The organism is Actinoplanes ianthinogenes (assembly GCF_018324205.1).
Classification (GTDB): Bacteria; Actinomycetota; Actinomycetes; order Mycobacteriales; family Micromonosporaceae; genus Actinoplanes; species Actinoplanes ianthinogenes.
Map to the genome: position 1 here is coordinate 1,287,535 of NZ_AP023356.1, position 21,350 is coordinate 1,308,884.

General features: G+C 71.2%; 21 protein-coding genes. 7 read left to right on the forward strand and 14 right to left on the reverse strand.

Annotated elements, in window-relative coordinates:
* Positions 1-374: 374 nt before the first annotated feature.
* The 8 genes from Aiant_RS05870 to Aiant_RS05905 form a co-directional block, all read right to left on the reverse strand.
* Entirely contained in the window at positions 375-1,193 is an 819-nt protein-coding gene (locus Aiant_RS05870) for a MetQ/NlpA family ABC transporter substrate-binding protein (RefSeq protein WP_189335874.1), read from the reverse strand.
* Between the two features lie 15 nt (positions 1,194-1,208).
* Complete coding sequence (locus Aiant_RS05875; protein ID WP_189335873.1) at positions 1,209-1,865, reverse strand: methionine ABC transporter permease; 657 nt, start codon at positions 1,863-1,865, stop codon at positions 1,209-1,211.
* Positions 1,862-2,845 (reverse strand): methionine ABC transporter ATP-binding protein, encoded by a 984-nt coding sequence (locus Aiant_RS05880; protein ID WP_189335872.1) that lies wholly within the window; start codon positions 2,843-2,845, stop codon positions 1,862-1,864. Before Aiant_RS05880 ends, Aiant_RS05875 begins: the two co-directional genes overlap by 4 nt.
* A 201-nt stretch (positions 2,846-3,046) precedes the next feature.
* Positions 3,047-3,232 carry a hypothetical protein gene (locus tag Aiant_RS05885; RefSeq protein WP_189335871.1) on the reverse strand — a complete coding sequence of 62 codons (186 nt, stop codon included), beginning with the start codon at positions 3,230-3,232 and terminating at the stop codon, positions 3,047-3,049.
* 12 nt (positions 3,233-3,244) lie between these two features.
* Complete coding sequence (locus tag Aiant_RS05890; protein ID WP_189335870.1) at positions 3,245-3,937, reverse strand: response regulator; 693 nt, start codon at positions 3,935-3,937, stop codon at positions 3,245-3,247.
* Positions 3,925-5,139 carry a sensor histidine kinase gene (locus Aiant_RS05895; protein ID WP_306415857.1) on the reverse strand — a complete coding sequence of 405 codons (1,215 nt, stop codon included), beginning with the start codon at positions 5,137-5,139 and terminating at the stop codon, positions 3,925-3,927. Before Aiant_RS05895 ends, Aiant_RS05890 begins: the two co-directional genes overlap by 13 nt.
* Positions 5,136-5,810, reverse strand: coding sequence for a YqeB family protein (locus Aiant_RS05900; protein WP_189335869.1), 675 nt, complete (start codon positions 5,808-5,810; stop codon positions 5,136-5,138). Before Aiant_RS05900 ends, Aiant_RS05895 begins: the two co-directional genes overlap by 4 nt.
* A 9-nt stretch (positions 5,811-5,819) precedes the next feature.
* The gene (locus Aiant_RS05905) at positions 5,820-7,148 is read right to left on the reverse strand and encodes an MFS transporter (RefSeq protein ID WP_212846972.1); all 1,329 of its coding nucleotides are present in this window, start codon (positions 7,146-7,148) and stop codon (positions 5,820-5,822) included.
* Between the two features lie 44 nt (positions 7,149-7,192).
* Between Aiant_RS05905 and Aiant_RS05910 the strand changes: the two genes are divergently transcribed.
* Both Aiant_RS05910 and Aiant_RS05915 read left to right on the forward strand, forming a co-directional pair.
* Positions 7,193-7,720 carry a PadR family transcriptional regulator gene (locus tag Aiant_RS05910; protein ID WP_189335868.1) on the forward strand — a complete coding sequence of 176 codons (528 nt, stop codon included), beginning with the start codon at positions 7,193-7,195 and terminating at the stop codon, positions 7,718-7,720.
* Between the two features lie 97 nt (positions 7,721-7,817).
* Positions 7,818-8,738: a hypothetical protein gene (locus tag Aiant_RS05915; protein WP_189335867.1), complete on the forward strand. Its 921-nt coding sequence runs from the start codon at positions 7,818-7,820 to the stop codon at positions 8,736-8,738.
* Between the two features lie 61 nt (positions 8,739-8,799).
* On the opposite strand, the gene Aiant_RS05920 is transcribed toward Aiant_RS05915, so the two are convergent.
* A complete protein-coding gene (locus tag Aiant_RS05920; RefSeq protein ID WP_189335866.1) occupies positions 8,800-9,993 on the reverse strand; it encodes a PucR family transcriptional regulator in 1,194 nt (397 codons plus the stop codon).
* A gap of 113 nt (positions 9,994-10,106) precedes the next feature.
* On the opposite strand from Aiant_RS05920, the gene Aiant_RS05925 reads away from it, so the two are divergent.
* Both Aiant_RS05925 and Aiant_RS05930 read left to right on the forward strand, forming a co-directional pair.
* Positions 10,107-11,177, forward strand: a complete 1,071-nt coding sequence (locus Aiant_RS05925) for a ferredoxin reductase (RefSeq protein WP_189335865.1) — start codon at positions 10,107-10,109, stop codon at positions 11,175-11,177.
* Between the two features lie 45 nt (positions 11,178-11,222).
* Positions 11,223-12,368 carry a fatty acid desaturase family protein gene (locus Aiant_RS05930; protein WP_425322688.1) on the forward strand — a complete coding sequence of 382 codons (1,146 nt, stop codon included), beginning with the start codon at positions 11,223-11,225 and terminating at the stop codon, positions 12,366-12,368.
* Here Aiant_RS05930 and Aiant_RS05935 read toward each other — a convergent pair.
* Entirely contained in the window at positions 12,358-12,702 is a 345-nt protein-coding gene (locus Aiant_RS05935) for a hypothetical protein (RefSeq protein WP_189335863.1), read from the reverse strand. The genes Aiant_RS05930 and Aiant_RS05935 overlap by 11 nt on opposite strands.
* Positions 12,703-12,711: 9 nt before the next feature.
* On the reverse strand, positions 12,712-13,878 hold the full coding sequence (locus Aiant_RS05940) for an alpha/beta hydrolase (RefSeq protein WP_189335862.1): 1,167 nt from the start codon (positions 13,876-13,878) through the stop codon (positions 12,712-12,714).
* A 35-nt stretch (positions 13,879-13,913) separates the two neighbouring features.
* Here Aiant_RS05940 and Aiant_RS05945 point away from each other — a divergent pair, with 35 nt between their 5' ends.
* A complete protein-coding gene (locus Aiant_RS05945; protein ID WP_189335861.1) occupies positions 13,914-14,456 on the forward strand; it encodes a helix-turn-helix domain-containing protein in 543 nt (180 codons plus the stop codon).
* Here the strand turns inward: Aiant_RS05945 and Aiant_RS05950 are convergent.
* A complete protein-coding gene (locus tag Aiant_RS05950; RefSeq protein ID WP_189335860.1) occupies positions 14,410-18,618 on the reverse strand; it encodes a P-loop domain-containing protein in 4,209 nt (1,402 codons plus the stop codon). The genes Aiant_RS05945 and Aiant_RS05950 overlap by 47 nt on opposite strands.
* Positions 18,619-18,777: 159 nt before the next feature.
* On the opposite strand from Aiant_RS05950, the gene Aiant_RS05955 reads away from it, so the two are divergent.
* The gene (locus tag Aiant_RS05955) at positions 18,778-18,966 is read left to right on the forward strand and encodes a hypothetical protein (protein ID WP_189335859.1); all 189 of its coding nucleotides are present in this window, start codon (positions 18,778-18,780) and stop codon (positions 18,964-18,966) included.
* A 48-nt stretch (positions 18,967-19,014) separates the two neighbouring features.
* On the opposite strand, the gene Aiant_RS05960 is transcribed toward Aiant_RS05955, so the two are convergent.
* Positions 19,015-19,515, reverse strand: coding sequence for a hypothetical protein (locus tag Aiant_RS05960; RefSeq protein WP_189335858.1), 501 nt, complete (start codon positions 19,513-19,515; stop codon positions 19,015-19,017).
* Between the two features lie 107 nt (positions 19,516-19,622).
* Here Aiant_RS05960 and Aiant_RS05965 point away from each other — a divergent pair, with 107 nt between their 5' ends.
* Positions 19,623-20,024: a hypothetical protein gene (locus Aiant_RS05965; RefSeq protein ID WP_189335857.1), complete on the forward strand. Its 402-nt coding sequence runs from the start codon at positions 19,623-19,625 to the stop codon at positions 20,022-20,024.
* On the opposite strand, the gene Aiant_RS05970 is transcribed toward Aiant_RS05965, so the two are convergent.
* Complete coding sequence (locus tag Aiant_RS05970; RefSeq protein WP_189335856.1) at positions 20,012-21,340, reverse strand: family 4 glycosyl hydrolase; 1,329 nt, start codon at positions 21,338-21,340, stop codon at positions 20,012-20,014. The genes Aiant_RS05965 and Aiant_RS05970 overlap by 13 nt on opposite strands.
* Positions 21,341-21,350: the final 10 nt, after the last annotated feature.

Genomic DNA, 21,350 nt, shown 5'->3' on the forward strand with positions numbered 1-21,350 from the left:
GACAGTGAAGACATCCGATGCGCCATGGGTGTCAAGCGGCTTGGCCCGATCCCGCGTCCGCCCAGGGCGCTGAGGCCCAGCCGAGGAGTATCCGGCTGGCCCTGGTAGCCCTATCAAGGAACGGGATAGGGCGCTGAGGACCAGCCGGGAGAGTCCGGCTGGCCCCGGTGGCCCTATCCAAGAACGGGATAGGGCGCTGAGGACCAGCCGGGGTTTGATCTCCGGAACCAGCCGCGGACAGTGAAGGGGCCGGCGATCGTTCTGGACGCGCCAGCGGCCAGATCGCCGGCCCCGGCCCGCGCGGGAGCATGCGATCTGCACCCCAGCGGACCTGCGTAAACAAAGATCTTGATCTTGCTAGTTCACCGATGCCGTCAGAACGCGGCCAGCACGCTTCCCTGGTACTTGTCGGTGATGAACTTCTTCACCTCGGCGCTGTGGAGCAGCTTCTCCAGCTTGACGATGCGCGGGTCGTTCTCGTCGCCGGTGCGGACCACGACCAGGTTGGCGTAGGGGTTGTCGTCGCCGGACTCCAGCGCGAGCGCGTCGGTGGAGGGCTTGAGACCGGTTTCGATCGCGTAGTTGCCGTTGATCACCGAGAGCGCGGTGTCGTCCAGGCTGCGCGGGAGCTGGGCCGCTTCCAGGGTCTTGAACTGGAGGTTCTTCGGGTTGGTGGCGATGTCCTTCTGGGTCGCCTTGACGCCGGCGCCGTCCTTGAGCGTGATCAGGCCGTTCTTGGCGAGCAGGTTGAGCGCGCGGCCCGAGTTGGACGGGTCGTTCGGGATCGCGACCAGGCCGCCGCTGGGCACCTCGGCCAGGCTCTTGACCTTCTTGGAGTAGACGCCGAGCGGCTCGATGTGCACCGGCTTGAGCGCGGTGAACTTGTAGCCCTTGCTGGCCTTCTCCTCGTCCAGGTACGGGATGTGCTGGAAGTAGTTGGCGTCGAGCTGCTTCTCCTGGAGGGCGACGTTCGGCTGGACGTAGTCGTTGAACGTGACGATGTCCAGCTTCAGCCCCTCCTTCGCGGCGAGGTTGTCCTTGACGTACTGCAGGATCTCGGCGTGCGGGACCGGGCTGACACCCACCTTGAGGGTGTCCGACTTGGCATCGCTCGCGTCGTCGGAGCCGCACGCGGCCAGCCCGAGGACGAGGGAGGTGGCGGCCAGGACGGCGGCGAGGGAACGGCGGCGCATCGAGATGGTGCCTTTCTATCGGTGTGAGAGCCGGCGGGCGAGCAGGTCGCCCGCCATCTGGACGAGCTGAACGAAGATCAGGAGCACCACGACGGCCGCGAGCATGGCCTTGCCCTCGAAGCGGTTGTAGCCGTAGTCGATGGCGAACGCGCCGATGCCGCCGCCGCCGACCGTGCCGGCCATCGCGGTGTAGCCGGTGAGCGCGATGATCGTGATGGTGAAGCCGGAGACCAGCGCGGGCAGCGCCTCGCGGAGCAGCACCTTGCCGACGATGGTGCCGCGGCCGGCGCCCATCGCGGTGGCGGCGGCGACCACGTCGGGCGGCACCTCGTGCAGGGCCGTCTCGACGATCCGGGCGAAGAACGGGATGGCGCCGACGACGAGCGGGACGATCGCCGCGTCGGTGCCGATGCTGACGCCCGCGACCAGCCGGGTGAACGGGGTGATCGACACCATCAGGATCAGGAACGGGATCGAGCGGCCCAGGTTGACGATCAGGCCGAGCACCGCGTTCACCGCCCGGGACGGGAGCAGGCCGCCCGGCTCGGTGAGCACGAACAGCACCCCGAGCAGCAGGCCGCCGAGCGCGGTGAACAGCGCGGCGACGCCGACCATGTAGAGGGTCTCGGTGGTCGCCGGGCCGAGCAGGTCGAAGACTTCGGACCAGGTCATGACGCCACCCCGACCTCGGCGCCGCGGCCGCGCAGGAATTCCAGGGCCTCGGCGTTCGCCTCGGCGTCGCCGGGGAGGGCGAGCCGCCAGCGCCCGGCGCGGGTCGCGGCGAGCGTCTCCACCGAGCCGCCCAGGATGCGTACGTCGGTGTCGAACCGCCGAGCGAGCTCCGCGATGATCGGAGCGTCCGCGTCGGCGCCGCTGACCGTGACGTCGACGACGGTGGCGCCCGGCAGCTCGGCCGGGGCGTCCAGCGGGAACAGGTCCCGGGCCAGCTCCGAGCCGGGCCGCTGGAGCAGCTCGGCGACGGTCCCGGACTCGACGAACCGGCCGTCCCGCATGATCGCGGCGGACGTGCAGATCCGCTTCACCACGGTCATCTCGTGGGTGATCAGCAGGATGGTGAGGCCGAGCCGCCGGTTCAGGTCGAGCAGCAGGCGCAGGATCGACTCGGTGGTCTCCGGGTCGAGCGCCGAGGTGGCCTCATCGGAGAGCAGCACGTCGGGGCGGGCGGCAAGGGCGCGGGCGATGCCGACCCGCTGTTTCTGGCCGCCGGAGAGCTGAGCGGGGTACGCGTCGGCCCGGTCGGTGAGCCCGACCAGGTCGAGCAGCTCGGCGACCCGGGACCGGCGCTCGGCACGCGGCGTCCCGGTCACCTCCAGCGCGAACGCGACGTTGCCGGCCACGGTCCGGGCGGAGAGCAGCGCGAAGTGCTGGTGGATCATCCCGATCCGGTGCCGGGCCAGCCGCAGGTCCCGGCCGCGCAGTGTGGTCAGCTCGGTCCCGTTGACTGCGACGGTGCCGGCGTCCGGGCGCTCCAGCATGTTGACGCAGCGCAGCAGTGTGCTCTTGCCGGCTCCGCTGCGGCCGAGGACGCCGTAGACCTCGCCGTCGCCGACGGTCAGGTCGACCCCGTCGACCGCCGTCACGGACCCCGTTCGGGAGCGGTACGTCTTGCGAAGTCCGCTGATTTCAATCACGTAAACACCCTGGTGAAGCATTGTGATCCGGATCGCAAAACCTATCGGGTTGATGGGTTTTGCCGTGCGGCCCACGTTAGCCGTGAAGATCCGTCGAGACCACCCGATGTAACGACCCTCACGAGTTTCGTCACTTTCCCGTAGCAAAGTGTCCGGGCATGCCGAAGGCCCGGCCGGGGCCGGGTGCGCGAACGGGTGGGATCAGCCCGCGGCGTAGCGGACGGTCTGCTCGTCCTCGGTGAGGGCGGAGGCCGGGCGACCCTGGGCGCTGCGGGTCTCGGCGAGCTCGACCATCTCGTCCGGCCGGACGCGCGGCGGGAGGGCCCGGAAGCGCGCGATCCGCTCCTGCTCAGCGTCGCTGTCGGTCATCAGCTCGTCCGGCTCCATGAGTCGATCCTCTCACTGCCGGGACTCGTGGACCAGGATGGCGACCTGCACCCGATTGGCGCAGCCGAGCTTCTCCAGGAGCCGGGAGACGTATGCCTTCACGGTCGGCACGCTCATGTGCAGCTCGGCGCTGATCTCCGCGTTCGAGCTGCCGGTCGCGACCGCCTCGGCCACCTCACGCTCCCGCTCGCTGAGCCGCCCGAGCGCGGCCCGCGCCCGCACCGCCGGCGCATCGGCACCCCGGCCCGATCCGGCGTCGCCCGAAGAGCCGCCGACGGCGGCCACCGCGTGGCTGATCAGGCGAGGCAACACCGCCGGCGCGAGGATCGGCTCCCCGGCGGCCGCGCGGCGGACCGCGTCCAGGATCGATTCCGGGGCGATGTCCTTGAGCAGGAACCCGTTCGCGCCGAGGCGCAACGCCCCGAGCAGGTGCTCGTCGGTGTCGAAGGTGGTCAGCACGATCACGGCCGGCTCCGGACCGGCCCGGCGGATCTCGGCCGTCGCGGTCAGGCCGTCCATCCGCGGCATCCGGATGTCCATCAGCACGACGTCGGGCCGCAGCCGCCGGACCAGCTCCACCGCCTCCGCGCCGTCCGCCGCCTCGCCGACGATCTGCAGGTCCGGCCCCGCGCCGAGCACCAGCGACAGGCCCACCCGGACCAGCGGGTCATCGTCCACGATCAACAGTCGGATCACACCGGCCACGGTAACCACGCCTCCAGGCGGAAGGTCAGCACGCCCGCGGAGTCGCGGTGGACACCGTGCCGGAAGCGGCCACCGACCAGGTCCACCCGCTCCGCGAGACCGACCAACCCGGCACCCGCCCCGGGCGGGGACTCCGGGGCCGAAGCGTGACGGGAGCCCGCGGCCAGGGGGTTTCCGATGAGGACGTGCAGTTCGCCGCCGGGGGTGCCGGTCAGCTCGACGTGGGCGGTGGTGCCGGGGGCGTGCTTGCCCGCATTCGTCAAGCCCTCCTGGACCAGGCGGTAGACCGTCCGGCCGAGGCCCGCCCCGACCGGCGCGCCGGGCAGCCCGTCGACGAAATCGATCGTGACGCCGGCCGCCCGGGCCTCGGCGACCAGCTCGTCCAGGTGCTTCAGGTCCGGCTGCGGCCGCACCCCGTCACCCGGCTCCCCGGCGCGCAGCACCCCGAGGATCTCCCGCAAATCCTCCAGCGCCTGGTGGGCGCTGTCCCGGATGGTCGTCGCCGCTTTGGCCACGTCCTCCGGCGCCAGGTCGGGCCGGATCTGCAACGCGCCGGCGTGCAGGCTGACCATGGAGATCCGGTGCGCCAGCGCGTCGTGCATCTCCCGCGCGATCCGCTCCCGCTCCAGCGCGCGCAGCCGCTCGGCCCGCACCCGTGCCTCGTCCTCCGCCCGCGCCGCCCGTTCGCGCAGCACCTCGACCAGGTCCCGGCGGGCCCGCATGGCGAGCCCGAGCGCCACGGTCGCGACCGAGAAGGCCAGGGTGATCGCGAACTCGGCCGCCGTGGAGAGCTCCGGGTCGGGCCGGAGCCGGCTGTAGACGAGGGCGGCCAGCAAGGTCCCCACCAGCACGAACCCGATCACTCGCCCGCGCCGCAGGGTGACCAGCGTGTAGAACGCGATCGACCCGGCCACCCCGACGAAGTCGGTGACCGCCGAAATCGGCACGAACAGGGCGGCCACCGCGACCGGATGGGAGCGCCGCCACCACAGTGCCGTCGACGCCGCCAGCGCGAGCAGCAGGCCGAAGAACGTGACGCCGTCGCTGGTCCGCCCGCTCGCCTCGGCCTCTCCCGCGATCACCAGCGCGCCGAACCAGGACACCGCGATCGCCGCCAGGTCGAAAACGCGCTCACCGGCCGCCGCCATGGCCCGCGCCGGCCACCGCCCCAGCGACCGTCCGGGCGGCGGGAGGCCCGTCATGCGGACCGTACCAGGGGGCGCCAGAACTGCCGGCCGCCTTCGTCGCGTACCGAATAACCGAGTCTTTCCAGAGCGGCCCGCAACTCGCCGGCCTCCTTCCCCGCCTTCTTCGTCAGCACGACCGCCCGGGCCGAGAGCACCGCGTCCGCCTCGGGCGGCAGCTCGCCATCGGGCTGCCAGGGACGGTAGAGATCCGCATAGGGATCGGCGTCCCGCCACGGATAGCCGAACTCCGGGAACGTCGCGGCCAGCGCCGATCGCCGGGCCCGCGGCTCGCACCGCACCACCTGCCGCGACTCCCGGTCCAGCACCACGAGCGTGTCCCCCTCCAGGAACAGCGCCGTGATCGCCGACCGGGACATCGCCGTCCTCCCGAACCGCACCTGGTCGAAGGCGACCGTGATCGGCGTCAGGTGCTCGAACAGCGCCGCCGTCGCGAACAGTCCCACCACGACCAGGATCGTGCCCAGCACCGCGAACTCCCACCGTGTGTCGACCCGGCCGACCAGCTCGAAGACCACCCGGAAAGGCAGCACGACGCCGAGCCCGAGCGCCCACCGGGCGACCGCCGGCAGCACCGCCGCGAGCAGCAGCCCGAGCGCCGCCGGCCCGCAGGTGACGAGCAGGCGGTCCAGCGGCGCGAAGCCGAGATCGGCGGAGGTCCGGGTCATGCCCTGACGCTAGGCTCGCCGCCGGTCCGGGACCAGTTGCCTAAAGTCGATCGTCGCCGGCGACTTTCGGCTACCCCCGGGCAGGGCCGCCGCGGTCAGCACCAGCAGGACCGCTCCCGCGAGAGCCAGCGTCCCGACCACCGCCAGCAGCGACGTCCGCAGGAACGCGTCCCCGAGGGCCAGCGCCACCGACCCGCCGACCTGCCGGAAGAACCCGAGGTTGCTGGTGGCGGTGCCGAGGAACTCGCCCGGCACCGCCCGCTGGATGATCACGGTGAGCCCGGACATCGTCGGCCCGAGCCCCAGGCCGATCAGCGCCAGCCCGCCGAGCAGCACCCCGCCGAAGCCGGCCAGCACCGCCCCACCGGCGATCAGCGCCGCACCACCGATCAGGCAGACCCGGACGTGCTTGATCAGCACCCCGGTGATCCCGCTGCCGGCCACCATCCCGAGCATCAGCGGATACATCCGCACCCCGGACGAGGTCGCGCTGACGTGCCACACCCCCTGCATGAACCGGGGCACGAACACCAGCGCGGCATAGAGCGCCCACGCCCCGCCGAACGCCCCGGCGCAGGCCAGCACATAGGACCGCACCCGGAACAGCCGCAGCGGCATGACCGGCTCCGGCACCCGGCTCTCCACCAGCACGAACAGCACACCGAGCAGCAGGGCGCCCCCGAGGAACCGCCAGTCCCGCTGGTTCAGCCCGATCAGCAGCGCGGCCACCGCCCCGGTGAACACCGCCACGCCGGCGTAGTCCGGCCGGTGCGCGGAGGCCGCCGAGCCGGGCCGCCGCGGCAGCCGGGTGGCGATCAGGACGACCACGATCAGCCCGATCGGCAGGTTGACCAGGAAGACCCACCGCCACCCGGCGTGATCGGTCAGCAATCCGCCGGCGAGCGGCCCGGCCACGTAGCTGAGCCCCATCACCGCGCCGAGCATGCCCTGCACCCGGCCGCCGGCGGACGGCGGGAACGACTCCGCGGCGAGCGCCAGGCAGAGCGGCATCAGCGCGCCGGCGCCCAGCCCCTGCACCGCCCGGTACGCGATGAGCTGCCCCATCGACCCGGACGCCGCACACAGCGCCGAGCCGAGCAGGAAGATCCCGATCCCGGTCAGCAGCAGCGGCTTGCGCCCATAACGGTCGGAGAGCCGGCCGTAGAGCGGACCGGAGGCGGTGATGCTCACCAGATAGGCGGTCACCACCCAGCTGTAATGCGCCGACCCGCCCAGCTCCGCGGTGATCCGGGGCAGCGCGGTGCTGACGATGGTCTGGTCGAGGAGCGCCAGCAGCATGCCGCCGACGACGGCGGCGAGAACGATCAGATCACTCACCGGTCAAAAGCTACATGTCAAACTCGACATGTCAAGATGGATGCATGTCGCTTCGGATCGCGCTTCTCGGGATGCTCGCCGCCGGCGGTCCGGCCACCGGCTACGACCTGGCGAAAGACTTCGACGGCTCGCTCAGTCACGTCTGGCCGGCCAAGCACAGTCAGATCTATCCGGAGCTGGCCAAGGTCGCCGCCGACGGACACGCCACGGTCCGCGACGACGGCAGCCGCGGCCGCAAGCTCTACGAGCTGACCCCGGCCGGACGGGACTTCCTCGACACGTGGTTGCAGTCCACCGACCCTGCGCCCCGGGTGCGCAGCGAGTCGAGCCTGCGGCTGTTCCTGCTGCCGCTGCTCCCCCCGGACGTTTCCGTCCCGCTGCTGCGCAAGGAAGCCGTCCGGTACGCCGAGCAGGCACGCCTGCTGGAGGCCGAACGCGACAGCCACCAGCCGCCCACCACGCCGGGCCGCAACGGCTGGTACGCCGTCGACCTGGGCATCCGCAACTTCACCGCGATCCGCGACTGGGCCACCGCGACGGCCGACCACATCGAGAGCCTCGTCGATCGTTAATGGATTCGAAAGGTTGAAACTCATCGCTATGGTGATCACCGATCGATCGCCGGGCGCACCCGTCCGGCACACGGGGTATCGATGTAAGGAGATCACCATGCGCACACTCGCGCGCGCGGGCGTCATCACGCTCGCCATCGGCGCCACCCTGCTCGGCGGCGCCGCGGCCGTGCAGGCGGCGCCCGCCGGCGCCGTCTCGGTCAGCGTCAACCGGCTGATCCTCGAGCCCGGGACGTCCGGCCACACCGGCAGCGTCCGGGTCGTCCTCAAGAACCGGACGAACGAGGCCTGGAGCGGCGCGGTCGCCGTGATCGAGCCGATCGCCGGCACCTACCTGGAGACCAGCGGGGCCTCCGGCTGCACCGGGGGCGTGACCTCGGACAACCGGCAGATCGCCTACTGCTACCTGGACCACGACCTCGCGCCCGGCGCGAGGGAGGTGCTCACCGTCAGCTTCCGCTCGCCGGCGAAGCCGCAGGCTTACCCGCAGATCGCGCCCGCCACCGGCAGCGTCGAGGTGGCCGGGACGAGCGCCGAGTTCCCGGCGCTGTTCCGCTCCACCACCGGCTCGCTGCGCAACCCGCGGCCGTACGTGCAGGACACCGCCTCCGCGCTCACCGTGACCGCGGGTGCGGTCACGCTGACCCCGCAGGCGGACGGCACGTTCGCCGGGCACCTGCCGGTCACCGTCCGCAACGACGGCGACGCCCCGCACAGCGGCCTGCTGACCGAGCTGGTCGCTCCGGCCGGCGTCGACGGGGCCTACCTCGCCGGCTCCGGTCCCTGCATCGGGGCGAACGTGCTGCCCGTCCCGGACGGCGCCTACGGCGTGGGGTGCTCGGTGAGCGGCCAGCTCGACGAGGGCCGGTCCCGCACGTTCGACTGGACGATCACCGCGCCGGCCGGCACCCCGGCCGGTCCGCTCGGCACCGCCACCACGCTGGTCCAGCTGGAGGGCGGCCCGGCGCAGACGGGTGGCGCCAACATCGCCGCCGTCGCCGTCACGGTCGCCGGCTGATCCACCGCACCACCGTCCCGGCGGCTCTGATCCGGTGATCAGGGCCGCCGGCTCGCTTCCGTCACGCCTCCTGGACCGGGACGGCGAGCGCGATCGTCAGGGCGAGCACCCACTGCGGGTCCTTGAGTTTCTCGCCGTAGAGCTCGCGCAGCCGGGCCATCCGATACCGCACCGTCTGCGGATGCACGAACAGCTCGGCGGCGACGTCCTCCCGCCGCCCGTGGTGCAGCAGCCAGCTGCGCAGGGTCTCGACCAGTTTCGCCGCGGCCGCCCCGCGCTCCCCCGCGAGCGGCGCCAGCACCCAGTCCCGCAGGTCGGCCAGCGCGCCGCGATCGGCGGAGACGACCAGCTCGGCCAGGTGATCCTCGGTGTCGACGACCTTGCCGCGCGCCGGCGTGTGCAGCTGGTGGACGCGGACCGCGCGCTCCACCGAGCACTGCGCCTGCAGCCACGGCCGGGCCGGGCCGATCACCGCGTTGTGCCCGGTGAGCAGCCGGTTCAGGTGTGCCCGGGAGGCGCCCTGCGGGTCCGGGACCAGCAGGATCGCGGTGCCCGGCAGGTCCGGCAGGGCACCGGCGAGCGGCAGGGTGCGCGGGTCGAGCAGGTCGATCAGCGACCGGGAGGAGCGTTCCGGCAGCAGGATCGCGGTGAGCGTCTGCGGCGGGGTCCACTCGGCGCGCTCGGCGGCGGCCTGGAGCACGTGCGCGGGCTCCCCGGCGACCAGGGCCTGAGCCAGCTGCTGAAGGTGCCGCAGCCGGAACCGGCCGGAGGCGGCCAGCTCGTCGGCGTGCCCGGCGACGCTGGCCGCGGAGAGCTCGTCGATGTAGGCGAAGACCAGCTCGGCGAAGTCGGCGATGGTGCCGGACGGCTGCCCGGACCGGACGCTGATCGCGGCCAGCTCCCGCCAGGCCACCCGGGCGCCGACCCGGTACGCCGAGAGCAGCGCGTCCAGGCTCCGCCCGTTGCGCGCCTCGCCCCGGCCCAGGGCATAGGCGGCTTCGAGAGCGGAGGCCAGCGGCGTGCCGGGGTCGGTGCCGGGCCGGGACACCAGGTTGAGGAAGGTGCCGAGGGCGGCCTGCACGGCCCGCTCGATCTTGTGGCCGAGCTCGCCGGCGAACGGCTCCGCGTACGCCGGAACCTCCATCACGATCGCCGCGAGCGTCTGCGCGGCGACCTCGGGCAGTCCGCGCCGGAGCGGCTCGACGACCTCGACGGGCAGGCGGTACGACCGAACGTCCCGCAACGGCTCGATCACCCAGACTCCCTACGTTTCCTGTCGGAACCTTGTCCCCGCCGAACAATTATGCTGCCCCGGATTCACTTCCCCTGGTCATGACTTCGCCCGGCTGACCCAGCAGGCTTGGTCACGTGCCGGTTACCCAGACATTGCGCAACGGAGCGTGGCGAGTCGTCGAGCTGATCACCACCCCGGTGGTGCCCACCGATTATCTCGACGTGATCGCTCCCCTGCGCAACCCGAACGTTCTGCGCGCCCGGGTCGAGGCGGTGCACCGGGAGACCGCGAACGCGGTCACCCTGGAGCTGCGCCCGGGCCGTGGCTGGCAGCCGCACGAGGCGGGGCAGTATGTCCGTCTCGGCGTCGACGTCGACGGCATCCGCCTGTGGCGGTCCTACTCGGTGAGCAGTGCCGCCGGGCAGCGATCGGGCCGGATCAGCGTGACGGTCAACGCCGTGGCCGACGGCGTGGTCAGCTCCTACCTGCTGGCCAACGCCCGCCGCGGGATGATCGTCAACCTCGACCTCCCGGCCGGCGACTTCGTCGTGCCGGCGCGCCGCCCGGCGAAAAGCCTGTTCGTCACGGCCGGCAGCGGGATCACCCCGGTGATGGGCATCCTGCGCAGCACCCTGCACGAGCTGCCCGACGTGGTCGTCGTGCACTCGGCCCGCACCGGCGAGGACGTGGTGTTCGGCGCCGAGCTGCGCGCGCTCGCCGCGGCCGGCAAGCTCACCCTGATCGAGCGGCACACCGGCGCCGACGGCCGGCTCAAGCCCGCCGACCTCGACGAGCTGGTCCCCGACCTGTTCGAGCGGGAGACCTGGGCCTGCGGTCCGGGCGAGATGCTGGACGCGCTGGCCGACCACTGGAGCGAGGCGGGCGCCGCGGAGCGCCTGCACGTCGAGCGGTTCCGGCCCACCGTGCTGGTCGCCGGCGACGGCGGCTCGGTGACCTTCGAGCGCTCCGGCGCCGAGGTCGAGGCGCCGGCCGGTGTCTCGATCCTGGACGCCGGTGAGGCCGCCGGGCAGCTCATGCCGTCCGGCTGCCGGATGGGCATCTGCTTCAAGTGCGTGCTGCCGATGCGCCAGGGCATCGTCCGGGACATGCGCGACGGCCAGATCACCAGCGCCGTGGAAGGCGACAACGTCCTGATCCAGACGTGCATCTCGGCCGCGGCCGGGCCCTGCCACCTGGACGCCTGAGCTTCCCCCCAACCGCCGAGAGAAATCGAGGAACTCGTGACGACGCTGCAACGTCAGGAAAACAACCCGATCGCCCACCTCACCGCCGAGGACATCGAGGCGATCGGCCGCGAGCTGGACGCGATCCGGGACGAGGTGATCGCCGTCCGGGGGGAACGCGACGCCGCGTACATCCGCCGGGTCATCAAGGTCCAGCGCAGCCTGGAGATGGGCAGCCGCGCGGTGCTGCTGTTCTCGCTGTTCCCGCCGGCCTGGATCGTCGGCACCGCCGGTCTCTCGGTCGCCAAGATCCTGGAGAACATGGAGATCGGCCACAACATCCTGCACGGTCAGTACGACTTCATGCGGGACCCGAAGATCCACTCCACCACGTGGGAGTGGGACATGGCCACGCCGGCGAACCAGTGGCAGCACTCGCACAACGAGGTCCACCACAAGTACACCAACGTGGTCGGCAAGGACAACGACCTCGGTTACGGCATCATGCGGGTCGACGAGAACCAGCGCTGGCACCCGTTCTTCCTGGCCCAGCCGCTGTGGAACTTCATCAACGCCTGCTTCTTCGAGTACGGCATCGCGGCTTACGACCTGGAGCTGGGCCGCAACCTGAAGACCAAGAAGCGCCGCCGCAACCCGGTCTTCCGGGCGAACCTGAAGGCGGTCGGCCGCAAGATCGGCAAGCAGGCGCTGAAGGACTACGTGATCCACCCGGCGCTCTCCGGCCCGTCGTTCCTGCACACGATCGCCGCGAACTTCACCGCCAACGTGATCCGCAACATCTGGAGCCACTCGGTGATCATGTGCGGGCACTTCCCGAACGGGGTGTCCACCTTCGAGCGCACCTCGATCAAGGACGAGACCCGCGGCGAGTGGTACCTGCGGCAGATGCTCGGCTCGGCCAACATCTCCGGCAGCAAGCTGATGCACATCATGACCGGCAACCTGTCCCACCAGATCGAGCACCACCTTTTCCCGGACCTGCCGGCCAGCCGCTATGCCGAGGTCGCGGTCAAGGTGCGGGCGCTGTTCGAGAAGTACGACCTGCCGTACGTCACCGGTCCGTTCCCGAAGCAGGTCGCCTCCGCCTGGGCCAAGGTGATCCGCCTGTCGCTGCCGAACCGCAAGCCGACCCCGGACGCGGACAACTCGATCCCGCCGCGCCGCCCGGTGGCCGAGCCGGTCACGGCCTGACGTTCGTCTGCGAGAGGCGCGGCCCGTGCGGCCGCGCCTCCGGCTCGCGCAGGGCCAGCAGCGAGAACAGCCACATCGGGACGTAACCGAGCAGCACCGCGACCGCGTACGGGAAGTCGGAGCAGGCGAAGACGGCCACGAACATCAGGGTGAGCAGCGCGCCGAGCAGGTAGGCGCCGATCGCGTACCCGATCACTCGCCCGCCACCGCGACGCTGGCGGCGGGTGACCATCGCATAGGTGAACGGGATGGCGCCCGGCTGGATCAGCAGCAGGAGCACACCCAGCACCAGGACGACAACGCCTGGTGAGACGGAGACCTCGACGTGCGGCATCACCGCACGTTACTTGCCGGTAGCCCGTCGCGCCAGAAGCCAGCGAGCGATTTTCCGGATCACCGCCGGATCGACGTGCGTGCCCCGGTAGAACATGTGCTCACGGGTCCGCAGCACCCGGAACCGGACGTCGTCCCGATCACCGAGGGCGGCCCGCCAGCGCGCCAGGTCGTCGGCCACGGTGACCTGGTGATCCCGTCCGCCCTGCATGATCAGCATCGGTCGCCGCAGCGTCGCCGCGGTCCGCACCGGGTCGTAGTCGCGCAGGTCGAGCCAGTAGGACGCGGGAAAGCCGAAGGGCAGATCGGACGCCGGCGTCTCCGGCGTCAGTCCCTCGTCGACCGTCGCGACCTGCCGGTCGACCGCGGCCACCATCGCCTCGCCCGCCGGTCCGGGATCACGCGCGGCCAGGTGCCGTGCGACCCGCTGCGCGGATCGCTGCATCGGGATCGCCTCGGCCGCGAGCAGGATCAGGCCCGCTATCCCGGGCTCGGCCGCGGCCACTCGCGGCGCGGCCTTGCCACCCAGGCTGTGGCCGAGGAGGAAGATCCGGTCCGGGTCCACCGCCGGTCGCTGTTCCCGCAGTTCGCGTACGGCGGCAAGCGCCGGGACGACGTATTCCTCGGTGAGCGTCCGCTCGGGCAGCGGCTTGTCGAAGCGCAGCACGGCGATGTCCCTGCTCGCGAGACCCCAGGCGAGGTCCTTCAGGGGTTTGCGGGCGCCGTCGGTGCCGTCGCGGTCCTGCTGCCCGCCGCCGGGGAGAAGGATCACCGCCGGATGCGGGCCGGTTTTGTGCGGCAGGGACAACGTCCCGGCGCCGGTGTCGTGCTCGGTGAAGCGGGCCGGCCGCGCGTAGGGCGGGGGCTGCCAGGCGGTGGTGGCGAGCGGGGCCAGGCGGAGGCCGTGCAGGCGACCGGACGTGTCGTGGGAGAAGACGATCTGGAAGTCGCCGGTGGCACAGTGCACGGGTTGGCGTACCCGGAAAAGACCCGGACCCGCGGCCTCCCCGGCGGCGTCGCCGGGCGTGCAGGGAGCGCCCGCGGTCTGGACGGACCAGGCGACCCGGACCGTCTCGGGCGACACCACGGCGCGCATCTCCGGGGTGAACATCCCGGCCAGCGCCTCGAACCGCCCCGCCTCGAGGTGCCCGAAGACGACGGACGCGATCGTTCTCATAGTTGAGAAAGGTAGCATGGATTAGATTGGTGGGCGTGGAGACGGCGGAACTTCTGGCACATCCGGTGCGGCTGCGCATCGTGCACGCGCTGCGCGGCGGTCGCGAGATGACGACCGCGGAGCTGGTGGAGCGGCTGCCGGACGTGTCGAAGGCGACCGTCTATCGGCACATCGACCTGCTCGGCAACGGCGGGGTGCTGGAGGTGGCGGCCGAGCGGCGGGTGCGCGGGGCGGTCGAGCGGCGCTACCGGCTGCGGCAGGACCGGGCGTCGATCAGCGCCGCGGCGGCGGCCGAGCTCACCGCGGACGATCATCGGCGCGCGTTCACCATCGCGATGACCGCCCTGATCGCCGAGTTCGGCGCCTATCTGGACCGGCCGGGCGCCGATCCGGCGCGGGACCTGGTCGGATATCGGCAGCATGCGGTCTGGCTCAGCCCGGCGGAGCTGACCGAGCTGATCGGCGAGCTGCGCGCGGCGATCCTGCCCCGGCTCACCCAGGAAGCCACCCCGGACCGCGCGCAGTATCTGCTCAGCCCGATCCTGTTCCCGATCGAGAATGCGGCGCCGCAAGACTGAGGGTCACCGCGTCGACAAGGCGCACGATGACCTCGGGACGGCAGTGAGCGGTCGCAGAGGCGGACAGCCACCACGGGCCCGTGGCATATGCCTCGGCCAGTAGCCGGTCCGCCCGGTCCGGACCGACGATGACGGCAAGGTCCGCCAGGGTCTGTACCCGCAGGCCGGAATCCTCGATCTTGCTGACGGCATCCTCGGCTGCGCGGAACAAGGAGGTCGCCTCACGACTGTCGCCGACCTCCGCTGCGGCGCAGGAAAGGTGGGCAAGCGCCTGCGCGCGCCACTCGCAGCGGGAAATGCCACTGGCGATCCGCTTCGCATCGCCGGGGACACCGATCCGGGACAGAACGACGGCCAGGACGAATTCCGCCCTGCCCTGCAGCGTGCTGTCTATGCTCCCCAGCAGACTCGTTTCGAAACCACCGGGGTCACCGACTTCCTGAACGCCGGCAATCACCGCCTGAGCCTCGACGCGATCACCCAGGGCGGCCAACGCCTGTGCTCGGGCAGCCAGGGCTCGGACTCGCTGATACGGGCTCACGATCACAACGGCCGCCTGCTCGGCGGCCACGACCAGTCTCCGCGCCCGCTCCTGGTCTTGAGTCCCGCCCGCGGCCTCCGCCAGGCCAGCCAGGGTGACTGCTTTCAGATATGGATCTGACACCGTGTCGGCGATGCGGTCGGCGAGCTCGGTGAACCCGCTCCGCGCCGCGTTCAGGGACACCTCCGACAGAGCTTTCGCCCGCAGGAACGGGCCGGCGATTCCCCGTGCGACGCTCTCCGCGCGTTCGCAGTCTCCGGCTCTCGCCATTGCTCCAGCCAGACCAGCCAGCCCGTGTCGTTGCAGGCTGTCGAACGGGATGGCGTGAATGAGGCTCTCAGCTTCATCGAAGTCGCCGGCTCTGACTTTCGCGCGGGCGACGTCCACCCGGGCCAGCGCCCGCCGATCCGGGTCGGCTATGCGGCCGGCAAGATCTTCCGCCCGGTCGAGATCATCCACCCCCGCCAGGGCTCTGACGAGTTCCACCAGCGCCAGCGCCTCACGATCCCGATTGGTGATGGCACGCGCGACCCGCTCGGCTTCGACGGCCAGTGCCCGAGCCAGATTCGTGCTGCCCTCCTCAAGGGCCACCTTCGCCGCCTGTGCCAGCTGGTCAGGAGTCGAGCCGTTCACGATGCGGCCGGTCCAGGTGAGATCCGGGATCCACCCGCCGTTGCGGTCGAGTTCGGCGACCACGGACCGCAACTGGGCCAGCCCACTCATCGCGTCCGTCCGCACCTTCGGCTCAGAGATATCGCCCGCGATCTCGCCTGCAAGATCCAGTTTGCCGATCACCGCCAGAGCTTCGACGAGGCTGACCATGAGTCTCGCCCGAGGAAAGTCGGCCACAAGATCGATGGCCTGCCCGGCTTCCACGACGAGGTGCGATGCCAGCTGGGCCGACCCGGTGAAAGGCAGCACCCGGACGAGTTCGATCAGCAGCCGGGCGCGAGCCGCCGGCATCTGCCTGTCACGGGCCTCTCGCACCGCGCCGTCAGCGAGTTCGACGGCTCGTTCGACGTTCCCGGCCAGGGCGATTGCTTTGATCAGTTCGGCCAGTAGCACGTCACGATGAGCGGATGGACCCATCGATCGTACGATTTCTTCGGCTTTGTCCCGTGCGCCGATCCGGATGAGGAGCCGTACCAGTTCTCTGTGATCCTCCGGTTCCATCCCGGAGAGGAGGGCCGGGCCGCGCCGAAGCATGTCGTCGGCCATCGCCCTGACCAGTTCGCGATCACCGGACGCGGCCAACTCTTTCCACAGGGCGATGGCCGTTCTGGGCGACTCCGCGCGGCGGGAGCCTTGACGGACGATCTCCACACCACTCTCGAGATCACCGGCAGCAATCACTGCTCTGACGAGTTCGACCAAGGCCTCGCGGCGCAGATCGGGATGGGCGATGTCATGGATCATCGACCGCATGCCCGCGATGAGCGACCGGACAGTGTCGCGATCAGCGGACGCCGGCAACGCCCTTATCAACCTTTTCCGCAACTCCGCTCCGGACCAGAGGTTGCCGACGAGGAGTACCGCCCGCCTGGCGTCGTCGACCAGCATCCGGATCCGCCGGGGATCGCCGGCTTCCGGAATGGCATCGATGAGGTCCTCCGCTCGCCAGTACTCGGCCGTGAATCTGGGGACGCTGTCCAGGACACGGTCATAACCGCTCACGCCCGCCGTCGAGGGGTATCGGCCGACAAACCCATGGCGTTCCCTGCGTGCCGCTTCCCGGGCGGCATTCTCGCTCAGGGCCTGTGCCCACCCCCGATCGCCCAGAGCGGCCACCGCTGTTGCCAGGCCGGCCCGCGCCGACGATCGCACCTCTGCGTTGGCGATGCCGGAGATCACCTGCTCCGCGTCGGCGGCGATGATCCGCGCCCGATCATGATCGTCGGCTGCTGCCAGCAATCGGGCCAGACCGATCAGCGCGTCCGCCTGTGCGTGCGGGTTGGTGATGCCACGGGCGAGCGCCTCACCCCTTGTGGGGTTGCCCAGCATCGCCCAGACCGCGGGCAGTTCGGCCGGAATGTTGGCGTTGCGAGTCACCAGACGATGGCGCTGGTACGAGAGCAGCGCCAGATGGCCGAGGTCCGGCCGGTCCCCGGCGAGCAGCATGCCCTCGCAGGTCTTGATCTCAGCGAGGGCCACGGCGTCTCCGCCGGACAGTTCGAGCAGCAGGTCGTGCCGGACCGGATCGGTGGCCAACCGGGCCAGGCGGTCGCCGTCCCCGACTGCGATCAGCAGACGCGGGTAGCCGAGAAGCAGATATTCCGGGGTGTGCCGAGGCCAGGCCGGCTCCTCGGCACGGTACCCGTCCGCCCAGGAGTGCAACTGATTGCGGTAGTGCGCCTCCCGCACCCGGCCCAGGTAGCTGACCGCGGCGACCTGCAACTCCTCGTGGCCGAGCAGATAAACCTGATCGCCGACCGGCGAGAGGGTTCCCGCACGGCGGATGAACGTACGCCCGGCCGCGGTGTGTAACACATCCTCGATCTCGACCAGACCCGCACCGGTCAGCTCACTCAGATCGGAAGCGGTCAGACCACCGCGCGCAGCGGTCAGCAACCCGAGCACGTCTTGCTCCAGTGAACTGCCGGTGAGCAAACGCTTGAGCTCGGCGCGCCCGAGTCTCCGCAGGTTCTGCGCGGATGGCGACGGCAACAGTTGCCGGATGTTGCGCTTGTCTCGAAGCGGGTGCCAGTCGGGCACATCGTCGGGGACAGGCGGATTCGGACGGCCGGTCACGATGACGCGCATGCCCTCCGGTGGGCGGCCGGGCAACAGGCCGGCGATGCTGCGCGCCTCCGCGCCCGTGGTGACGCTCCGGTCCTCGTCCAGCCCGTCGACGACCAGGACAAGACTGCCGCCGGCCTGCACACGATTCGCCGCGGCCTGGGCGAACAGATCGAGGAGCGCGCCCTCCCGGGTCACGTCGCTCAACCCCAGCGGCACCTCCTGGCCCAGGAGTTGGCACAGCTGCTGGGTGAGCGTCTCGGTGAGCGCGCCGCGCGTGTCCTGCCCGGCCAGCCGCGCAGTGATGAAGAACGCGACCACCCACACCCGGCCCGCGAAGTCCTCGGGAGGGTCGGCCACGAACGTGGCGAGCAGCGCCGTCTTGCCCGCCCACGGGCCGGCTTGCCACCACACGTACGCGGACGGACTCGCGCCCGAGGCGAAGTCCGCGAGTTCGGCGAGTTCGGCGGAACGCCCCACCAGCTCGGGTGGCGCGATCTGCTGCCGCAGCTGTTCGATGTAGATCGACCGGGCCACCACCGCGCTGTCGCCGGTCCGGATGTGACTACTGGGGGCCCGCCGGGAGCGGCGCGCGTCCGCACAGTGCCGCCACCATTCCGCGATTCTCCGCTGCAGTTCACGCTCATCCCGGAGGCCTGCGCGTCCCTCGAGGTATCCGACGAGGAACTTGAACGCACGTTCCTTGCCTTTACTCGGAATCGATTCGCCGTTGAGCCATTCGCTCAGCGTCGCGTCGTTGAGCATCACCGGCGGCTGCTGGGCTGCGCCCTGCCGCACCAGGGTGGCCAGATCAGGAGATTTAGCGCTGCGGTACAGCTCGCGTAACCGGGTCCAGAACTCGTCCGCCGCCGAGGGCGCGGTCATCCCCGCTTCCTCCGGCTTCCGGATGAGCTTCCGGACCGGAACTCGACCGGAAATATCGATGACCAGGCCACGGATGCACCGTAACCGCTCGAACTCAGGTCCGGAATCACCGAGTCAGGCAGCAATGGGCGGAAAGCAACCCGCTCCCCGGAGGTTCGGATGTCCCAGCTCTCCACCATCGTGGACCACAGCGCGCTCGGGGTCGCCCTCAGTGGTCTCCTCTACGCCGTCGGCACCCTCGCGGCGGCACTCACCGCCCTGCTCGCCCCCAGCCCTGCCCGCCGCCGCGATGCCCGTCAAGTTCTGGCGCTCCTTCTGCGCCGGAAGGCCGGCGAGGACGACCGGTGAGCCGGTCAGCCGATCTCGTGCGGGCCCGGCGGATGACCGGACCGTGGCTCACGCCGGGCAGCTCGTTCCGACCTGGACACGCACCGTGGCGATACGGCCGCCGGCGTGGACCTCGACCGGCAGGCACTGCGGCTTCGTGACGTAGTAGCCGCCCGGGTATACCTGCCAGTCGCCGGCGCCGGACTTGGGGCAGGACGGGATGATCAGGTGCGAAGTGCGGCCGTGGTGGCCGGTGTTGCCCCACTCCACCTCGGCCCGCGCCGCGGGCACGATCAGTTCGGCGGCTCGGCCGGACCGGACGAGCAGGCCGGTCTTGGCGAACAGCAGCTTCCCCTCCCCGGCGTCGTTGGCTTGCAGCGCGCCTGAGGCCAGCGCGACCGCGTCGAGCAGCGCGACGTAGCCGGCCGGCGGGACATCAAGGGTCTCGATCGGCGCCGCGCAGTCCAGCCGCGGGCCGGCGGAGATGGTCGCGGACGGGCTGCTCGCGGGCACCGGGCTGGCGGAGCACGCCGCGAGCAGGAGGACCATTCCCAGCCGGAGCACCACCATGACTCGATGACACCACGGAACGCGGAATGGTTCCCGGCGCTCACTTTCGCGAATATTGTTCAACTCGTGGACACGTGGCCGACGCCGCCACCGCCAAGGATCAGGACATGGTTTCCGACGTCGCCGAGGCACTGCCCGCCGTCTCCGGATGGGTGGCGCTCCGCCGGGCGGCGGTCGGTGGCGGTCTGGCGCTCGCGGCGTGTCTGCTGATGAGGCTGCTCGGACGGCCGATGGGGGCCTTCCTGAGCCCGACCGTCGTGGTGTGGGCAAGCATCGCGCTGTACAGCGGCTTCGACCGCCGATGCCGGGTCGCCGCGGTCGCGGGCTGGGCGGCGGCGGCCCTGGTGTGGTTCGGGTGCGCCTCGCTGTGGGTCGGCGGGGCCACCGTCGACGTGGTTCGCGTGGTCGCCGTGATGGTGGCCGCCAGCCAGGTGTACGCCCTGGTCACTCGCTCCGGCCGGGCACCGCAATTCACCCCGGCCGGAGCGAGCTGGCGTCAGGACAGGTAGGACAGCTCCGGCAGCTCGGCGCGGTAGGCGTCGACCAGCCGCTCGGCGACGGCCCGATCGGCGATCAGCGGATGCGTGGCCATCGCCTCGATCGCCGCCTCCCGGGAACCCTCCGCCACGGCCCGCAGCACCAGGCGATCGGTGGCCTTGACCGCGCGCACCAGCTCGGCCGCGTGCGCCGGCAGCGGCGCGACCGGCAGCGGCGCCGCGCCCCGGGCGTCGACCGTGCAGGGCACCTCGACCACCGCGTCGTCGTCCACGACATCCAGGGTGCCGCGGTTGCGGACGTTGAGGATCAGGGTGGCCGGCTCGTCGCGGGCCAGGGCGCGCATCACGGACAGGGCGACGCCCTCGTAGCCGGCCGGGCGGCTCTCGTCGTGCTCCCGCTCCCCCGCCCCGGTCAGCTCCCGGTTCTCCGCCATGTAGGTGGCCTCCCGCTCCCGCCAGGCGTCCCGCCAGGCTTCGAGCGGTTCCCGGGCGGCGATCTCGGAATAGGTGCGTTCCTGCTGCTCGCGCAGGAAGGCGCCGCGGGTCTGCGGCGCCGCGCGGATGGCGTCGAGGGTGCCTTTCGGGTCGTAGTAATAGTGCAGGTACTCGTTCGGGATCGCGCCGAGCTCGCGCAGGCCGCTGAAGAGGCGGCCCTCCTCGATGCCGGCCAGCCGCTCCTCGTCGGCGAGCAGCCCGGGCAGCAGGTCCCGGTCGCCGGCGTGCACGCCGTAGAGCCAGCCCAGGTGGTTGAGGCCGGCGTAGTCGATCCGCACCCCGCCCGGGTCCGCGCCCAGCGCCCGCAGCACCCGGTCGACCAGGCCGGTCGGCGAGTCGCAGATGCCGATCACCCGATCGCCGAGCGGGCCGGACATCGCCTCGGTGACCAGACCGGCCGGGTTGGTGAAGTTGATCAGCCAGGCGTCCGGGGCGAGGCGGGCGGCGCGTTCCGCGATGCGCAGCGACTCCGGCACCGACCGCAGCGCGTAGGCGATCCCGCCCGCACCGACCGTCTCCTGCCCGAGCACCCCCGCGTCGAGGGCGACGCGCTCGTCGACCACCCGGCCACGCAGCCCGCCGACCCGGATCGCGGAGAAGATGAACGCCGCCCCGGTCAGCGCCTCGTCCAGGTCGGTGGTGGCGACCACGGCGGGCGCGTCCGGGACGTCGCGGGCCAGCGCGGCCAGCACCCGGCCGATCCCGTCGAGTCGTCCCGGGTCCACGTCCTGCAAGGCCACCTCGGTGATCCCGGTTTTCCGGTGATCGGCGAGCAGCGCCTTGTAGACCAGCGGCACCCGGAAGCCGCCGCCGCCCAGAATGGTCAGTCGCATGTCAGCCCTC